The sequence below is a fragment of the Clostridium sp. AM49-4BH genome, assembly GCF_003478335.1.
Lineage (GTDB): Bacteria > Bacillota > Clostridia > Lachnospirales > Lachnospiraceae > Butyribacter.
Genome location: NZ_QUFB01000005.1, coordinates 64,182 through 79,491 on the forward strand (window position 1 = coordinate 64,182; position 15,310 = coordinate 79,491).

Sequence of the window (15,310 nt, forward strand, 5' to 3'; positions counted from 1 at the left end):
TCACCACAGACACTGCAACATCAGTCACCGCCGTTACTGAGTACAGCCACCACTTTCCCATTCTTCATATAAATTTCACCGGCATATCCACCATTGTAATACTTGCCGACATTCTCTATCTGTGAATAGTAAATCTTTAACTCCTTCATGTACTTCTTGACCGATTTCTTGGACACACGACGATATTTTCGTTTCTCCCCATCTAACGGAAACAATACATCTGTGTAATAAAATCGGCATTTTTTCGATAACTTCAACGTAATCTTTTTCTTCAAAAAATAAGGATCGGCACTGTCGAAATATCCTTTTTGCGGACGAACCACAATGCGCTCACCCGTCATCTTCACAATTTGATATTGCGTAGCTTCATCCTTGCGATTGGTTCCTTTCGTATAATGCTTCTTTCCCTTCGTAAGCGATGCCTCCCGATACACTTTCACACCCTTCTTGTACATAAACATCTTGTACGCAGATGCAGAAGCTTCCGCTCCAACTGTTGTCACGCAAATACATACGATCACCAGCATTGTCAAAATCTTAGAAATTTGTTTGTTCATGGTGAACCTCCATTCTCCCAGATCCGCTTAGAGCGAATCCCAGGGCATACTGTTTGCTTTGTTGCTTGCTCTATTATTGTGTGGATCGTACGAAAATCCATACACAGTAATTATAGTTATATATTAACAGGCAGGCGGAGGATTAGCAAATGAAAATCTAGTGGCACTACCATTGCGCATCCAAAAAACAGACTATCCGATTGTCATTGTTCTAATTATAGAATATAATATTTTTATTATATCAACTTCCATTATGGTACATGATACAAGCTATAGAAAGTATGGTGGAATCAATGAAAAACAATTATTATGATTCAACAATTTTATACTATAATCGCAATGCCGCTGAGTTTTGCGACAACACAGTCAACGCAAATATAACTCAAATTCAGGATTTGTTTCTTTCCAAACTCGAAAAGAATTCTTACATTCTGGATTTTGGTTGTGGATCAGGTCGAGACACGAAATACTTCCTCGAACTCGGTTTTCATGTAGATGCCGTTGATGGTTCTGAAGAACTCTGCCGGCTGGCAGAAAAATATACGGGAATCGAAGTGAAACAAATGTATTTTCAAGAACTATCCGAAATCGATAAATACGATGGCATTTGGGCGTGTTCATCAATTTTACATTTGCCGCACAATGAACTGACTGACGTGCTGAAGAAAATGACCAAAGCCCTAAAACAAGGAGGGGTTATATACACATCATTTAAGTATGGCACTTTCGAAGGAGTAAAAGATGGAAGATATTTTACATATATGACAAAAAAATCCTTTGATATTTTTATTCAAGAATTTAAAGAATTAACGATAGAAGAAGAATGGATTACTGCTGATGCCAGACCAGGAAGAGGTGATGAAAAATGGCTCAATTTAATTTTACGAAAAAGCTAGACATTGACGAAACGCAAATAGAACAGACCGACGTCATGACCGGTGACAATAATAGAAACCGCTATTTATATTACCAGTTAAAATTAAGTATGTTACATGCTAAGAAAATTGATATTATCGTTTCCTTTCTCATGGAGTCCGGAGTCAGGCTCATTTTAAATGACCTAAAAACAGCTCTTGACAGGGGTGTGCAGATCCGGATCTTAACCGGAAATTATCTCGGAATTACGCAACCCTCAGCCTTATATCTATTAAAAAACGAACTTGGAAATCGCGTAGACATGAGATTCTATAACGACAAACATCGTTCATTCCATCCGAAAGCATACATTTTTCATTACGAAAATTACGAAGACATATATATTGGTTCTTCCAACATATCACGCAGTGCCCTCACTTCCGGAATTGAATGGAATTATCGTCTTAACAGCCAGGACAACCATAAAGATTTTGTGTTATTCTATGACACATTTCAGGATTTGTTTGAAAATCACTCTATCATAATTGATGATAATGAATTGAAACGATATTCAAAAAATTGGCATAAGCGGCTGTATCCAAAGATTTAGCAAGATATGATGCTGTTGAGGATAATTCCGATACGCCGGTAAGAAAACTATTCCAGCCAAGGGGTCCACAGATCGAAGCCTTGTACGCCTTAGCAGATAGCAGGTCAGAAGGCGCCACAAAGGGGTTAGTCCATGCCGCTACGGGCATTGGAAAAACGTATTTGGCAGCATTTGATTCTGCTAAATACCAGAAAGTCTTATTTGTTGCACACCGAGAAGAAATATTAAAGCAAGCTGCCATATCATTTAGAAATGTCAGACAATCAAACGACTACGGATTCTTTTATGGTAAGCAGAAAGATAAAGATAAGTCTGTAATATTTGCATCTGTTGCCACGCTTGGCAGGAGTGAATATCTGACGGAGAATTATTTTGCCCCGGATTATTTTGATTACCTGATTATTGATGATGAGCGCGTTATAATAAGGACAAAGTTAGAGAAACCCAGTAAAATCAAGGGGTTAGCACTAATTTAGTCCTTATTTTTATACCATTTTAGCGGTAAAGATAGGGCAGCGCTGCAATATTAAACCGAAAATTCAAGTCAGCATCACAGATGTCCACAATCAGTCTGAGAGTGAATCTGTGCGCTTAGATTAGGTACAATTTTATATCAAAAACATTTAGTGAGGACTAAATTAGCACTTGAGATGGAATATTCCATCAGCTGATTTGGTCCTCTTTTTATTTGAGAGGAGTGGTCGAATGGGCAAGGTGTTAATTTGGTTCGTAATCATTATTAGTACAGTGGTTCTCTACTGTCTTATGAAAGTTAAGGCAGAGAGTGATGAACTGTATGAGAAATTAGTGAGAAAGCATTTTTATGGCAGGTCTGATGATATTCCTGCATCTGACAAAACTGAGCACTTGAAAGGGTGTGGGTAATTATATGAAATTTTGCAAAACAATAATGCAGACAATACAGAAAAGGAGTGAAAGGAACATGAATAACAAGTTAGAAGTAATCGGCATTGATCATGGCTGGTCAATGATGAAAACAATCTCTCAGGTATTTGTCACAGGTGTTAAGGAGATTACAACAACTCCGGCACTTTTCGGCGATGTACTTGAGTATGAAGGAAAGTTCTATAAGGTTGGAACTGTGAGGCAGGAAGTAAAGGATACCAAGGTTGAAGATGACAGCTTTTATCTTCTCACTCTTGCAACAGTTGCTAAGGAACTTAAAAGAAGAGGTCTTGAAGAGGCAAAAGTATTCCTTGCTGTAGGACTTCCACTTACAAGATTTGGAGCTGAGAAGAATGATTTTATCAAGTACCTGACAAAGAATAAGCGTGTAAGCTTCAAATATGAGAATGAGCCGTATCATATTGAAATTGATGATGTGGCAGTATTTCCTCAGTGCTATGCAGCAGTAGTGGACAAGATTCCTACAATGGCAAAGAAAACGCTGATAGTAGATATCGGTAGCTGGACAATCGACATTATGCCGGTAATCAACAAGTCACCGGATGAATCAAAGTGTGTGACGATTCCAAAAGGTCTTATTACCTGTATGCGTTCTATCAATGAGCAGTGTGTAAGACAGCTTAACGGAGAGGTAGACGAGTCAGAGATACAGAATATCATGCGATATGGCAGGTCAGATATTGATGATGAATACTTTGCCATTATCAAGGCAGAGATAGAGGATTTTGTCGATAAGGTATATAACTCAATCCGTGAGTTTGGGTATAACTTAAAAACTACACCGATTGTATTTGTCGGAGGCGGGGCAGTTGTGATGAAGAATTTTGGTAGTCATGATGCTAAGAACATTTCCTATAACCTTGATGTAAAGGCAAATGCAAGAGGATATGAGCAGCTTGCCACAATGGGACTTAAAAGCACTAAGCGATTATCATAAGGAGGCAGATGATGGGAAGAAGACTTGAATATGAAGTAAAAACTTCTGTCCGCCTCAACATGAGCAATCCTCAGCATGTGAAAATCAATGATGTGATTCAGAACCTTGATCCGAAGATTTTCAAATCTAAGAACCAGTTCATCATAGATGCGATTCAGTTCTATATTGATAATTATGGAAAAGAAACCTTTGTTATCAAGAAGAAGGAAAAAGAGAGGGCTGAATATATCCGGTCAGAAGATATTGAGGATATTAAGGAAGAAGTCATTGAAGTAGCAACCAATGAGGCTAGGAAAGAGGTCATAAGGCTGTTAGGCGGAGTGATATCCGGGATGAATGTTGGTCAGCCGGTAATAATGCAGGCAGCCAATAGTGAAGCACAAGAACCTACAGAAGATGTTATGGACGATGCAGATGTTGCAGGACTTGCAATGGGATGGATGTCGAAAGGAGACTGATTATTATGAGAAGAGTTATGGGAGCCGTAGGAACAGTAATTTTAGAGATACTCAAGTGGATATTAAGGATAATTCTTGGAGCGTTGAAGCTGGTCTTAGGACTTGCCAGAATAATTCTTCTTCTATTCGCTATGGTGGCAAGGATATTTCTTTCATTCGTAAGAATGGGCACATTCTGAGAGGAGGTGAGCGTATGCAGGTAAAGGGTTTATTCTTAAATTATAAGAAAAACAGAAGACTTATGCAGTATTTCTTTAAAATAAGAGAGCTGGTATAATGAAAGGAGTTTAAGATGCACAGAATACGGGACAGTCCTATGTGTCCCGTGCATTACAGATAAATAGTTCACTGCAAGGGTGGATGGCACGATGTAACACTTCGATATGATGATAATGCACCGGATGTTGTTGTAGCAACTCTTAAGCTTGTCAATGTACCGACAGAGCCTAAGCTTCCACAGACAGGAGACAATGCAAATCCGCTTCTTTATCTTGGAATTGGTGCACTTGCACTTATTACAGGTGTTGGAGTCGGACTTCGTGGAAGAAAGAAAAAGAATAAACAGTAACAATTAACCTTGCGGGGAATGTAAGCCAGTGACTTATGTTCCCTGCTTTTTTAGATTAAGGAGGAACCGTAATATGATGAATTATGAGATTTTTAAGGAAGTAGTAAAAGAAAAGTTTATGGATTATATGCCTGAGAAGTTCAAAGGAGTGGAACTTGTGGCAGAGCCAGTGGAAAAGGTGAATGTGACTCTTGATGGCATCATCTTAAGAGAAGAAGGCAGGAACATTTCGCCTACGATTTATATCAATGACATGTATAAGAAGTATCAGGACTGTGGTGATCTTGAGGAAACACTTATGGCTGCATGTGACTTCATGGAAAGGGCATATGAGCAGGCTCCGGATGTTGATGTGGACAGCATTATGAGGGATGCTAACGAGAAGATTGTATTCCAGCTCATCAATACAGAGCAGAATAAGACATTTTTGGAGCAGGTGCCGCACAGAGAGTTCCAGGATCTTTCTATTGTGTATAAGGTAATAATCAGTGCAGATAAGGATGCGGTGCAGAGTTCAAAAATTACAAATGAATTTGCAAAAAGACTTGGAATGAGTGAGGAACAGCTCTTTAAGTGTGCAGCGGAAAACACAAGAAGACTCTTCCCACCTGTAGTACGAAGCATGAATGACATTATGAGAGAAATGTTCGCAAGGGATGGGATGCCACAGGAGATTGCAGATATGATGATAGCCGAGATTCCACCGGAGCAGACGATGTGGGTGATTTCCAATGAAAAGGGTATCAATGGTGCAGCATCCATGCTTTATGAGAATGAGCTTCATGAGCTGGCAGAGAGTTTAGAGAGTGACCTTTATATTCTCCCTTCGAGTGTGCATGAGGTTATTGCAGTATTTTCAGATATGGGAAGCCCTGAGATGCTTGCACAGATGGTAGTCGAGGTAAACATGCAGGAGGTGTCTTTGGACGAGAGACTTTCCAATCAGGTATATCACTATGATAAGGATTTAAGAAAACTCACCCTTGCAACTGATACACCAAACAAGAGACTTGATGGTATCGTTGCAGAACCTCCCCTTGTATATGACGCGAAGGAAAAGTCCAGATAGGAGGCAGCTATGGAGCAGGAACTTACAATGGAAGAACTCATTGCTCTCATAAATAGCCAGAAAGGTGACTTTGTTATCCGTGTCGAGTTTGGAGAGGAGGCGGTGTCTGATGCCAAAGAAGAATGACTTCAAGCTTGATGTGGTTTCGGTAAGACTTGTAAAGGATGCTCCGATTTATTCGGAGCACACCTTTAACAATCCGGCGGATATAGCTGCTGTCATGGGAGACTGTATGTGCCAGTTTGACAGGGAAGTAGTGTGTGTGGTCAATCTAAGGTCAGATTTAAAACCTATCAATGTGCATTTTGCAAGTGTGGGTTCTTTAAATGAGGCAATGGCACATCCGAGAGAGCTGTTTAAATCAAGTATCCTAAGCAATGCGGCAAGCATGATGTTAATCCATTGTCATCCATCCGGGAATGTATTCCCAAGCAAGGCAGACACGATGATGACAGACCGCATGAACAAGCTGTGTGAACTGATGGGAATACCGCTCATTGACCATATCATAGTCGGTGGAGACAATCGTGAATTTTTCAGTTTCAGGGAAAAAGGCATGATTGATAATCCTAAGATTACACTAAGCACAGATTACCGGACACTTGATATCAAGTCACCGCTTGTAGCAGAGCAGGGAAAGGCAAGGTGAAAGCATGGATGGAAGATTTACGGATGAAGAGCTTGCCATAGCAAAGAGTGTTGACCTGTGTGCAGTAGCAGAAAGCCTTGGGTATACAGTAAAGAGGATTGGCAAATACCACACTTTAAAGGAGATGGATTCCATCCGTATCTATAACAGAAGCCATTGGTACAGATGGTCAAGGCAGTTTGACAAAGGCAACAATGGCGGCTCACAGATAGATTTCTTACGGGTATTTTGTGGAATGAGTGTAAAAGAGGCTGTGTTCTGGCTTTTAGATTTCGCAGGATACAGAAGAATTGAGAAGCCTGTAAAGCAGCCTCTTGTTCATCAGGTATCGCAGAAGCAGGCAGAGGAGAGAAAGCCATTTGTCCTACCGGAACTGGCAGGAGATAATTCCTATCTTATTTCATATCTGAATCAGGAGAGAGGAATCAGCAGGACTGTCATAGATCTGTTTTTAAAAGATGGACTGATTTATGAGAGCAGGCATTACCACAATGTTGTTTTCAAAGGAAATGATAAAAATGGAGTGACAAGATTTGCAAGTATGCGGGGAGTGTTTGATAAGCAGGGCAAGCCATTCAAGTGTGATGTCACAGGAAATGATAAAAACTATGGATTTAATGTGGTAAATGTTAACAGTACAGAGCTTGTAGTATTTGAGGCTGCAATCGACCTTATGAGTTATGTCGATATCTTCGCAGATTATGAATCGAATAAGCTGGCACTTGGGATGCTTGCAGATGCACCACTTGAGACTTTTCTTCGGGAACATCCGCAGATTACTTCCATCCGGTTCTGCCTTGATGGAGATGAGCCGGGGAGAAAAGCAGCAGCTGAACTTATGAGAAAATATTATGAGCTTGGATATGAGGTAGAAGACTGCCCGCCTCCAGCCGGATATAAGGATTACAACGAGTGGCTTGTAGCGGCAAAGCTTAATCTGAACAGGATGAATAAGCGAGCAGATGAACCAGTCAGGGCATGAGAAACCGGATTTTGATGTGTGGGGGCAGAAAGTGCCCCCAAAACAGCAAAGTGGGGGCAGAAAGCGCCCCCAAAATGTCAAAGTGGGGGCAAAAAGTGCCCCCACAATTTGGACACGACAAAATCCGGACTGAAGTAAAAATAAAAGTGGGGGCAGAAAGCGCCCCCAAAATAACAAAATGGGGGCAGAAAGCGCCCCCAAAGTAGCAAAGTGGGGGCAAAAAGCGCCCCCACTTTCATAAACAGAGGGTTTTAGGGAGATTTTCTCCCTAACTAGATGGCATTAGGACAGAGATGTCTCTAATGCGTATCTAGCCGTAAACCTAAGAGATTCAGACAGGCGTGTGGGTGGAAGAGATATACAAAACACGGATAAGGGAGGTGCAGGAAAGCAATGGATAAAGAACTTACAATAATCGCAGAACCAGAGGAACTTATTGCCTGGGCAGACACATTTGATATCTTACTAAACCCTTCGATAGAAGATGCTGCAATTCTGCTTAACTATATGGAAGGACATGATTATGCCATTGGCATAGATTCAGATGGGAAGATGTACAGGCAGGATGTAGCTGAGGAGAATGGTGAAATTGAACCATACCCGATAGATGATGTTATAGATATTGTCTGTGAATGGAACTATGAACTGATACTTGATGCGGAAGCACACAGGAGTGATCCAAAGGATTTTAACGACTATAACGAGTATCAGAGCAAGTATGAAAGTCTGAAAGCAGATGAAAAGAGACTGGACAGATTGTTTGATAAAACCTGTTATGGTAAGGAACTTATAGAAGTTGCCACAGAGCTTGCAGACAGGGTTATTGCCCAGCTGGGTAATAAAGAACTGGAAAAAGTTGCTGTAACAGTAGCAGAAGGAGTAAGAGAATACAGTACGGGTAAGAGAGGAAGGTGATTCTATGGCGGATAAAGTTCATTGTATAAGGAAAACACTAAGACTTATGCCACAGGAAGCGAAGGTACTTTCTGATAAGGCAAAGGCAAATGGAATGAATGAAGCCGAATATATCAGGCTTCTAATCAGTCAGAAACCAAATGATTATCCGGAAGTAAGGAAACTTTTTAAAGAGCTTATCAATGAGATAAACCGAATCGGCATTAACATCAATCAGATTGTATTTAACAGCAATGCACAGCTGTATTCCAAGAAAGATAAGGAACAGCTTGTGGCATATATGAAAAAGCTGAATCAGTCTGTCAGCGAGGCGGTGGTAAAGATTGGCAATCAGTAAGATACTTCACATGAAGGACAGCGGGAATTCTTTTCATGCAAGGCATTTGAAACGGGCACTGGATTATGTGATGAATCCTGAGAAAACGCAGAGAGGAAGACTTGTGGGAGCTGTTAACTGTCAGGCAGATATGGCTTTTGAACAGATGATGGATACAAAGAAGCAGTTTGGAAAAACAGACAAGCGACAGGGGTATCACATCATTCTTTCCTTCAAAGAGGATGAGGTGGAACCGGACAGGGCTTTTGAGATAACACAGAAGTTTGTAGCAGAATATCTTGGCGATGCCTATGAAGCGGTATTTGTGGTTCATGATAATACAGACCATGTTCATTCACACATTGTATTTAACAGTGTAAGCTTTGTGGATGGGAAAAAGTATCGCTACGAGAAAGGTGACTGGGCAAAGTATATCCAGCCGATTACCAATAAGCTGTGTCAGGAGTATGGTCTTTCCATTATAGATGTGGAGGATGGCAGCAAAGAGAAACAGCACGAGAATTATAAGGATTGGAGCGAATATCGTGAAGGCAGCTTTGTGTGGGCAGATATGATAAAAAGAGATTTGGATGCCTGCATTTTACAGGCAAATGATTTCAGAGGATTTCTGGAACTGCTGTCGGAAAAAGGATATGAGGTCAAGCAGGGAAAGTATCTGGCAGTCAGACCACAGGGGATGACAAGATTCAGAAGATGTAAGACTCTTGGCGAGAATTATTCACAGGAAGCTATTGTGGAGCGTATTGCTAAGGAAGATTTATCTTTTTACCAGTCACAGAATGAGGAAAAACAGGCAGCGATAGTAAAGTGCTATGTCAAAAGATACCGCAGGGCGAAGATGTCAGGCTTGCAGAAAAGATATTATGCAAAGCTTTATCGGATTGGAAAGCTGAAAAAGAAGCCATACAGTCAGGTATGGAAGTATAGGGATGATATCCGAAAGATGCATAAGCTGCAGGAGCAGTATCTATTTTTGGTAAGGCATAAGATTGAGAGTGCGGAAGAACTTGTTTCGGTACTTGATAATCTGACGGATAAGAAGAAAGAAGCATCAAAGGAAAAGAGTAAGACCTATAAGGCTAAGGAAAGATTCAAAGATATTTTTGACAAGGCTGAACAGATCCGGGAGCTTGATGATGCGGAATCGTGTTATCAGAGTGGGGATACCTTCTTTGAAGATGAGCACAATGCATGGGAAAGGCTTAACACTGAACTTTTAGCACAGGGATACAGTGTGGAAGAGGTCGAGAGTCTTAGAAAGAAATATGAGAGCAAGTATGCACAGGACTGTAAGGCAGAACGGGCGGTATCAAAGGAACTTAGCCTTGGAAAATCAATATGGAAGGAACTTACTGTATCAGCTTCGGCAGAAGAGAAGCAGTATGACAAAGAAACAATAAGAGACAGAAAAGAACAGCCGATACGTTAGGCTGTTTTTTTAGTGGTTAGGAGGCATATATGGAAGAAAAAAGAGAGCCATTAAGTGAAATGGCGATTGAGAGAAAGATACAGATTCTTCGTAATAAGCATATGGACAGTGAGGTCATTGCTCTTGTCAAAAGCGATTATGAATATGGACTGACTGATGATGAAATCGGTCTGTATCTTAACAAAAGTTATGACATTGAACAGATGAAGGTGTTATCAAAATGCCTGCATAAGGGTGTATCAGAAGAGTTGTTAACGCTGCTGAAAGATAGCAGGATGGCAGCACCTAAGATGCAGACAGCATTGGATTACTATGAAAAAGGTGTGCCGATTGATGCAATCAGAGAGGTAGTCCAAAAAGATGATACAGCAGTAAATATGCGCAGGATGTTTGATGTGGTATTAGAAAAGCTTAATAAAGCCAAAGAGCAGATGCCACAGGATTTAGAGTATGTGAAAAGTCTTGTAGCTCAGATGGATGAAGTGGTTGAAAAGATCAATCACCAGAATGAAAGGTATGATGCCTTGAATAAGAAGCTTTCTGAAATAGAAACTTCCAAAGATGATGAGGAAGTCAGGGAGCGTCTGGTCAAGGAGAACCAGGATAAGGATGCTCTTATCAACAGTCAGCAGAATGAACTGAATAAGGCAAGCAGTACGATTGCAAGACTCAGGGATGATATTGAGAAAAAGGATAAGGAGATGAAGCGTATGGGAGACAGAATAGAGTCATTGGAAGATAAGATCATAAGTGTTGCCACAGAGAATAAAAAAGAAGCAGAAAGTAAGGCAGAGCCGCAGGAAAGCCAGTCCGTATCACAGGCAGATAAAAAGATGGTTGATACAGTTGCAGTTCCTCAGAATATGCAGGCTGTGGCAAACGGGATTCCGGTCTATTATCAGATTCCGGTAGTTGATGGTACTGGAAATGTGGTGCAGAGACTTCCGATTGAGAGAAGTGTGAGAAAGAGCAGCAACAGCGGAGTGGTGAGCCTTTTTGCAAGACTGTCATTTAAGAAAAAGTCAAGGGCAGACATTGTAAAGCTGGTTGCATCGGGAGACCTTGTTCCGGCGCAGCTTGTGCAGATTAAGAGTGCAATAGAAAAGGGACTTACTGAGTCACAGCTTGTAGAGCTTATAAACAACAACATTTCAGCGGAAAAGATGAAGGAGATCATTGAGATTGCTGTGCTTGAAAACAGCATGGCAGATTAGGAGGAACTTATGAATTTAGCAGTAGTAAATGAAGCAGTAACAGAGATGAATGGTGTGGAGCATCAATTTACAGAGGAAGAGAAAAACTTTGTTGTCCAGTTCGCATTCAGAAGCGGCAGCAAGGAAGACACGATTTCTCTTATTGAAGCTTTGGCACATTCAGCGGATAAGGCTGAGTCGGACGAGATTATGGTCACATACAGGTCTAAATATGATATGAAGCCTGCATGGGTGGAACAGGTGGAAAACCTGCTTGTGGCACTTGAAATGTATCGTATCGAGGAGGAGAAAGCAATCAATCATCTGGCAGATATTTTGACTGCTTATGGTATTGATGTATCAGCCGAGGAAATCCGTACTACAGAGACAGAAACACTTAAAACAACAGTCAGAGAGAAAGTGGAGGTGCGATAATGGCAGAAGAGATTCAGGAAGCGGTGCAGATCATCCGTGTAGCTTATGATGGCATTGAGATTGCCATGAAGGTAGGAAGCGGCGGCATTGCTGCCATGCAGAAGGCAATAGATTTCTTAAAAGGGATGCTTGATTATGAAAAGTCACTTGGCAAGACATCCATGAGAAAGCTGATCTTAAAAGGTGGCGATTTACAGGTGTTGCAGTTTAATACCGAAGATATGAAAAAGGTTGAAAAGATGGCAAAGAAGTATGGAATCCTGTATTCGGTACTTCCAGACTGTAACAGGAAAGATGGACTGAGTGAGGTTATCTTCCATACTGAGGCAGTTCCCCGTGTGAATATGATGATACAGAAGCTCAAGTTTGGTAAGATTGCCACATTTGACGATTATCTGAAGAATGGAGATGAAAAATCCCTTGGCAAGCTGATGGATTTTTTGAAGAAACAGCAGGGAAACGAGAAAAGCCACACGATAGAAGGGGATAGGGTTAATACCGCTATTGACGGACTGATCGAAAAGGTCGGAATGTTTGCAATGGAAAAGAAAGCTATCAGTGTGGATCAGGTCAAGGAGAATTTCAGTATCAATGGTGAGCAGGCTGAAAGTGTTATCAAACAGCTTGAGACAATCGGTGTGCTTGGCAGCAAGAATGAGGATGGCACCCATACAGTCATGATGGACAAGGATGCATTTATCAACCGTGTCAGAGGCTATCAGGACCTTGCTGAGAGAATGAGGGCAGTTGCAGCATCAAAAAATGCGAACCTGTCAGATGTGACAATCAGCAAGAAGCTGATTATCGAAGAAAATGACCATGCTGTTAAGACCAGAGTTCCCGGCACATGGGGAGAAGAGGCAAGATATGTATGGCTCCGTAAGGAAAACATCATGGAGATTCATGGTGGAAAGACAATGCTTACCTTCCTTGATTCAACCAAGGATTATAAGCTCTACGATGAGCAGAATCGTGTGGTGACAACCCAGAAAGGAACCGAGCTTTATACTCACTACGACAAGGTGGAGTCATCTGTCAGGGAGCGTTACGAGAAAGTGCAGAAGCAGCAGAAAAAGACCACACAGAAGAAAACTGTTACCACAAAGAAAGCGAGGTAGCAGCCTATGCAGACAACAAAGAAAATGCCGTCACTGATATTCATCCTTGTGGGTGCAGTGTTAGCAGGGTATCTTGGTTATCTGATAAATGGTGCGTGGACGGAAGGGATTGCCTTTAATGAATTTATGGACAGATTCAATGAGGTATGTGCTGTTCCTTTTGCCAATTATTACAATTCCAATACAGTAAAAGCAGTAGCCATTGCATTAGGTATCTATGCGATGGCTATTGTCATGTATTACACCAGTCAGAGAAACTATATGCCTGGCAAAGAATTTGGTACGGCAAGATTTGAAAATCCGAAGCAGGTCAACAAGATACTTGCAGATAAGGATGAAAATTTCAACCGGATACTCAGCCAGAATGTGAAGATGTCGCTGGATTTCAGGAGACTCAAGCTCAATGGAAATATCCTTATCTGTGGTGGTTCCGGAGCAGGAAAAACATTTTATGAAGTAAAGCCGAATCTGATGCAGATGCCGCATAACTGTTCCTTTATCTGTACCGATCCAAAGGGAGAAATCCTTAGAAGCTGCGGGCAGATGTTAAAAAATAACGGATATAACCTGAAAGTCATTAATCTGTTAGAGATGGATAAATCAGACTGTTACAATCCATTTTCCTATATCAGAGAGGAAACAGATGTGGTCAAGCTGATTACAAACCTTATCAGCAATACGACACCAAAGGGAGCGACACCAAGTGATCCGTTCTGGGAAAAAGCGGAAGGATTGTTCTTACAGGCTATCTTTTATTATGTGTGGCTGGAGGTACAGCCGGCAAAGAGAAACTTTGAGACAGTACTTAAACTTCTTGGAGAGGCAGAGGTTACAGAGCAGGGGAAGGCATCAAAGCTGGATGTGCGTATGAAGTTTTTAGAGGAAAGTTCCCCACTCGGAGCCAATCATCCGGCAGTCAAGCAGTACAACAAATGTATGAGAGGTGCAGGAGATACCGTCCGTTCCATTATCATCAGTGCCAACTCAAGACTTGCATTTCTTGAAAATAAGCAGGTTTTACGATTACTCTCCAAAGATGAGCTTAATCTGTCCGATATCGGTATTGGTGTAAACGGAGATGGGGAGACAAAGACAGCACTCTTTTGTGTAATCCCGGATAGTGACAAATCCTATAACTTTATTATCGGTATGTTATACACGCAGATATTTCAGGAATTGTACTATCAGGCAGACTTTAATTGTGGTGGAAGGCTGCCAATCCATGTGACATTTATGTTAGATGAATTTGCGAATGTCGCATTGCCAGATGACTTCTGTTCACTGTTATCGACAATGCGAAGCCGTGAGATTTCAAGTATTATCATTATTCAGAACTTTGCCCAGTTAAAAGCACTTTTTAAAGATACCTGGGAGACAATTCCCGGCAACTGCGATACGTTCATCTATCTCGGTGGAAACGAGCAGAGTACGCATAAGTATGTGTCAGAGCTGCTTGGAAAAGGTACGATTGATAAGAAGTCAAGTGGAGAAACAAAGGGCAGACAGGGAAGCTCTTCAAGAAACTATGATGTATTAGGCAGAGAATTGTTTACACCCGATGAAGTCAGAAAGCTGGATAATAAGAAATGTATTATCTTTATCCGTGGTTTTGATCCTATCATGGACAATAAGTTCATACCGTTCAATCATTCGATGTTTAACCAGACAGCAGATGGCAAGGGAGAGCCTTATGTTCATCAGATAAGAGGAGCAGATAATCTTATCGGTCCGCCATTTGAGATTCTTTCAGACAAGGCAGTTAAGTATTATGAAAAGCTGAGGGATAAGGGCGAGAATGTGTATATAGATTCTCTTACCTATGAGCAGTTTATGATGCTTGGTGATGCGGAGTTAAGCAGAAGATTCTCCATGCAGGATGAGGCAGAGCAGAAAGCAAAGATTGACAGGGAGCAGGCAAATGAGCTTGAGTATGTCGATGAGTCACAGAAGTCTGATACTACAGAATGTGCTAACTCTTCTAATGGAAGTGCTGGTACTAAGCCTGTAAGGAATCCTGAGAGGGAAAAGCCTAAGTGGGAGGATACAATCACAAACCGAATGCTGCACTGGTCATATACACCGGAGCAGAAAGAGGAAGTGAAGAAGGCACTTGCGGCAGGAGTTCCGAAGGCAACGATTCTTACTTACTTTTATCCGGAGGTTACTGTGGAGAAGATGAGTTCATATCGAAAGAAGCAGTAATGTTTTTAGATATATTACAGAGTATATGATATAATTTGCTCACATGGTATGCTTCAGCTTATTGGACTA

At 41.2% G+C, this 15,310-nt stretch carries 18 protein-coding genes; 17 read left to right on the forward strand and 1 reads right to left on the reverse strand.

What is annotated here, in order from left to right; genetic code table 11:
• Window positions 1-20 precede the first annotated feature (20 nt).
• Window positions 21-557, reverse strand: coding sequence for a hypothetical protein (locus DW981_RS02725; protein ID WP_118506696.1), 537 nt, complete (start codon window positions 555-557; stop codon window positions 21-23).
• Window positions 558-850: 293 nt separating this feature from the next.
• Between DW981_RS02725 and DW981_RS02730 the strand changes: the two genes are divergently transcribed.
• The 17 genes from DW981_RS02730 to DW981_RS02815 all read left to right on the forward strand — a co-directional run bounded on the left by DW981_RS02730 (window position 851) and on the right by DW981_RS02815 (window position 15,241).
• Entirely contained in the window at window positions 851-1,453 is a 603-nt protein-coding gene (locus tag DW981_RS02730) for a class I SAM-dependent methyltransferase (protein WP_118506697.1), read from the forward strand.
• On the forward strand, window positions 1,423-2,022 hold the full coding sequence (locus tag DW981_RS16075; RefSeq protein WP_347474490.1) for a phospholipase D-like domain-containing protein: 600 nt from the start codon (window positions 1,423-1,425) through the stop codon (window positions 2,020-2,022). The genes DW981_RS02730 and DW981_RS16075 overlap by 31 nt, the downstream gene beginning before the upstream one ends.
• A gap of 80 nt (window positions 2,023-2,102) precedes the next feature.
• Window positions 2,103-2,498, forward strand: coding sequence for a DEAD/DEAH box helicase family protein (locus DW981_RS16080; RefSeq protein ID WP_347474491.1), 396 nt, complete (start codon window positions 2,103-2,105; stop codon window positions 2,496-2,498).
• Window positions 2,499-2,727: 229 nt separating this feature from the next.
• On the forward strand, window positions 2,728-2,907 hold the full coding sequence (locus tag DW981_RS02740; RefSeq protein WP_055225095.1) for a hypothetical protein: 180 nt from the start codon (window positions 2,728-2,730) through the stop codon (window positions 2,905-2,907).
• A 58-nt stretch (window positions 2,908-2,965) separates the two neighbouring features.
• Window positions 2,966-3,886, forward strand: a complete 921-nt coding sequence (locus DW981_RS02745; protein ID WP_117922569.1) for a ParM/StbA family protein — start codon at window positions 2,966-2,968, stop codon at window positions 3,884-3,886.
• An 8-nt stretch (window positions 3,887-3,894) separates the two neighbouring features.
• The gene (locus DW981_RS02750) at window positions 3,895-4,344 is read left to right on the forward strand and encodes a hypothetical protein (RefSeq protein WP_006859711.1); all 450 of its coding nucleotides are present in this window, start codon (window positions 3,895-3,897) and stop codon (window positions 4,342-4,344) included.
• Between the two features lie 5 nt (window positions 4,345-4,349).
• Window positions 4,350-4,523, forward strand: coding sequence for a hypothetical protein (locus DW981_RS02755; protein WP_015516967.1), 174 nt, complete (start codon window positions 4,350-4,352; stop codon window positions 4,521-4,523).
• 462 nt (window positions 4,524-4,985) lie between these two features.
• Window positions 4,986-5,981 (forward strand): DUF5688 family protein, encoded by a 996-nt coding sequence (locus DW981_RS02765; protein ID WP_118506698.1) that lies wholly within the window; start codon window positions 4,986-4,988, stop codon window positions 5,979-5,981.
• A 109-nt stretch (window positions 5,982-6,090) separates the two neighbouring features.
• Window positions 6,091-6,630 (forward strand): JAB domain-containing protein, encoded by a 540-nt coding sequence (locus DW981_RS02770; protein ID WP_004611525.1) that lies wholly within the window; start codon window positions 6,091-6,093, stop codon window positions 6,628-6,630.
• A 4-nt stretch (window positions 6,631-6,634) separates the two neighbouring features.
• Window positions 6,635-7,612, forward strand: coding sequence for a DUF3991 and TOPRIM domain-containing protein (locus DW981_RS02775; protein ID WP_008117417.1), 978 nt, complete (start codon window positions 6,635-6,637; stop codon window positions 7,610-7,612).
• 393 nt (window positions 7,613-8,005) lie between these two features.
• Complete coding sequence (locus DW981_RS02785; protein ID WP_117477939.1) at window positions 8,006-8,527, forward strand: multidrug transporter; 522 nt, start codon at window positions 8,006-8,008, stop codon at window positions 8,525-8,527.
• Window positions 8,528-8,531: 4 nt separating this feature from the next.
• Window positions 8,532-8,864 carry a plasmid mobilization relaxosome protein MobC gene (mobC, locus tag DW981_RS02790; protein WP_117606306.1) on the forward strand — a complete coding sequence of 111 codons (333 nt, stop codon included), beginning with the start codon at window positions 8,532-8,534 and terminating at the stop codon, window positions 8,862-8,864.
• Entirely contained in the window at window positions 8,851-10,293 is a 1,443-nt protein-coding gene (locus DW981_RS02795) for a relaxase/mobilization nuclease domain-containing protein (RefSeq protein ID WP_347474492.1), read from the forward strand. Before mobC ends, DW981_RS02795 begins: the two co-directional genes overlap by 14 nt.
• Before the next feature lie 29 nt (window positions 10,294-10,322).
• A complete protein-coding gene (locus DW981_RS02800; protein WP_118506699.1) occupies window positions 10,323-11,507 on the forward strand; it encodes a hypothetical protein in 1,185 nt (394 codons plus the stop codon).
• A 9-nt stretch (window positions 11,508-11,516) separates the two neighbouring features.
• The gene (locus tag DW981_RS02805) at window positions 11,517-11,921 is read left to right on the forward strand and encodes a hypothetical protein (protein ID WP_006858865.1); all 405 of its coding nucleotides are present in this window, start codon (window positions 11,517-11,519) and stop codon (window positions 11,919-11,921) included.
• Window positions 11,921-13,039, forward strand: a complete 1,119-nt coding sequence (locus DW981_RS02810) for a PcfB family protein (protein WP_117606308.1) — start codon at window positions 11,921-11,923, stop codon at window positions 13,037-13,039. Before DW981_RS02805 ends, DW981_RS02810 begins: the two co-directional genes overlap by 1 nt.
• A 6-nt stretch (window positions 13,040-13,045) precedes the next feature.
• Window positions 13,046-15,241: a VirD4-like conjugal transfer protein, CD1115 family gene (locus DW981_RS02815; protein ID WP_117606309.1), complete on the forward strand. Its 2,196-nt coding sequence runs from the start codon at window positions 13,046-13,048 to the stop codon at window positions 15,239-15,241.
• Window positions 15,242-15,310 lie beyond the last annotated feature (69 nt).

Excerpts from the sequence above, each read along its gene's own strand:
- DW981_RS02725 (WP_118506696.1), bottom strand. The coding sequence starts at position 557 with ATGAACAAACAAATTTCTAAGATTTTGACAATGCTGGTGATCGTATGT.
- DW981_RS02730 (WP_118506697.1), top strand. The coding sequence starts at position 851 with ATGAAAAACAATTATTATGATTCAACAATTTTATACTATAATCGCAAT.
- DW981_RS16075 (WP_347474490.1), top strand. The coding sequence starts at position 1,423 with ATGGCTCAATTTAATTTTACGAAAAAGCTAGACATTGACGAAACGCAA.
- DW981_RS02740 (WP_055225095.1), top strand. The coding sequence starts at position 2,728 with ATGGGCAAGGTGTTAATTTGGTTCGTAATCATTATTAGTACAGTGGTT.
- DW981_RS02745 (WP_117922569.1), top strand. The coding sequence starts at position 2,966 with ATGAATAACAAGTTAGAAGTAATCGGCATTGATCATGGCTGGTCAATG.
- DW981_RS02750 (WP_006859711.1), top strand. The coding sequence starts at position 3,895 with ATGATGGGAAGAAGACTTGAATATGAAGTAAAAACTTCTGTCCGCCTC.
- DW981_RS02755 (WP_015516967.1), top strand. The coding sequence starts at position 4,350 with ATGAGAAGAGTTATGGGAGCCGTAGGAACAGTAATTTTAGAGATACTC.
- DW981_RS02765 (WP_118506698.1), top strand. The coding sequence starts at position 4,986 with ATGATGAATTATGAGATTTTTAAGGAAGTAGTAAAAGAAAAGTTTATG.
- DW981_RS02770 (WP_004611525.1), top strand. The coding sequence starts at position 6,091 with ATGCCAAAGAAGAATGACTTCAAGCTTGATGTGGTTTCGGTAAGACTT.
- DW981_RS02775 (WP_008117417.1), top strand. The coding sequence starts at position 6,635 with ATGGATGGAAGATTTACGGATGAAGAGCTTGCCATAGCAAAGAGTGTT.
- DW981_RS02785 (WP_117477939.1), top strand. The coding sequence starts at position 8,006 with ATGGATAAAGAACTTACAATAATCGCAGAACCAGAGGAACTTATTGCC.
- mobC (WP_117606306.1), top strand. The coding sequence starts at position 8,532 with ATGGCGGATAAAGTTCATTGTATAAGGAAAACACTAAGACTTATGCCA.
- DW981_RS02800 (WP_118506699.1), top strand. The coding sequence starts at position 10,323 with ATGGAAGAAAAAAGAGAGCCATTAAGTGAAATGGCGATTGAGAGAAAG.
- DW981_RS02805 (WP_006858865.1), top strand. The coding sequence starts at position 11,517 with ATGAATTTAGCAGTAGTAAATGAAGCAGTAACAGAGATGAATGGTGTG.
- DW981_RS02810 (WP_117606308.1), top strand. The coding sequence starts at position 11,921 with ATGGCAGAAGAGATTCAGGAAGCGGTGCAGATCATCCGTGTAGCTTAT.
- DW981_RS02815 (WP_117606309.1), top strand. The coding sequence starts at position 13,046 with ATGCAGACAACAAAGAAAATGCCGTCACTGATATTCATCCTTGTGGGT.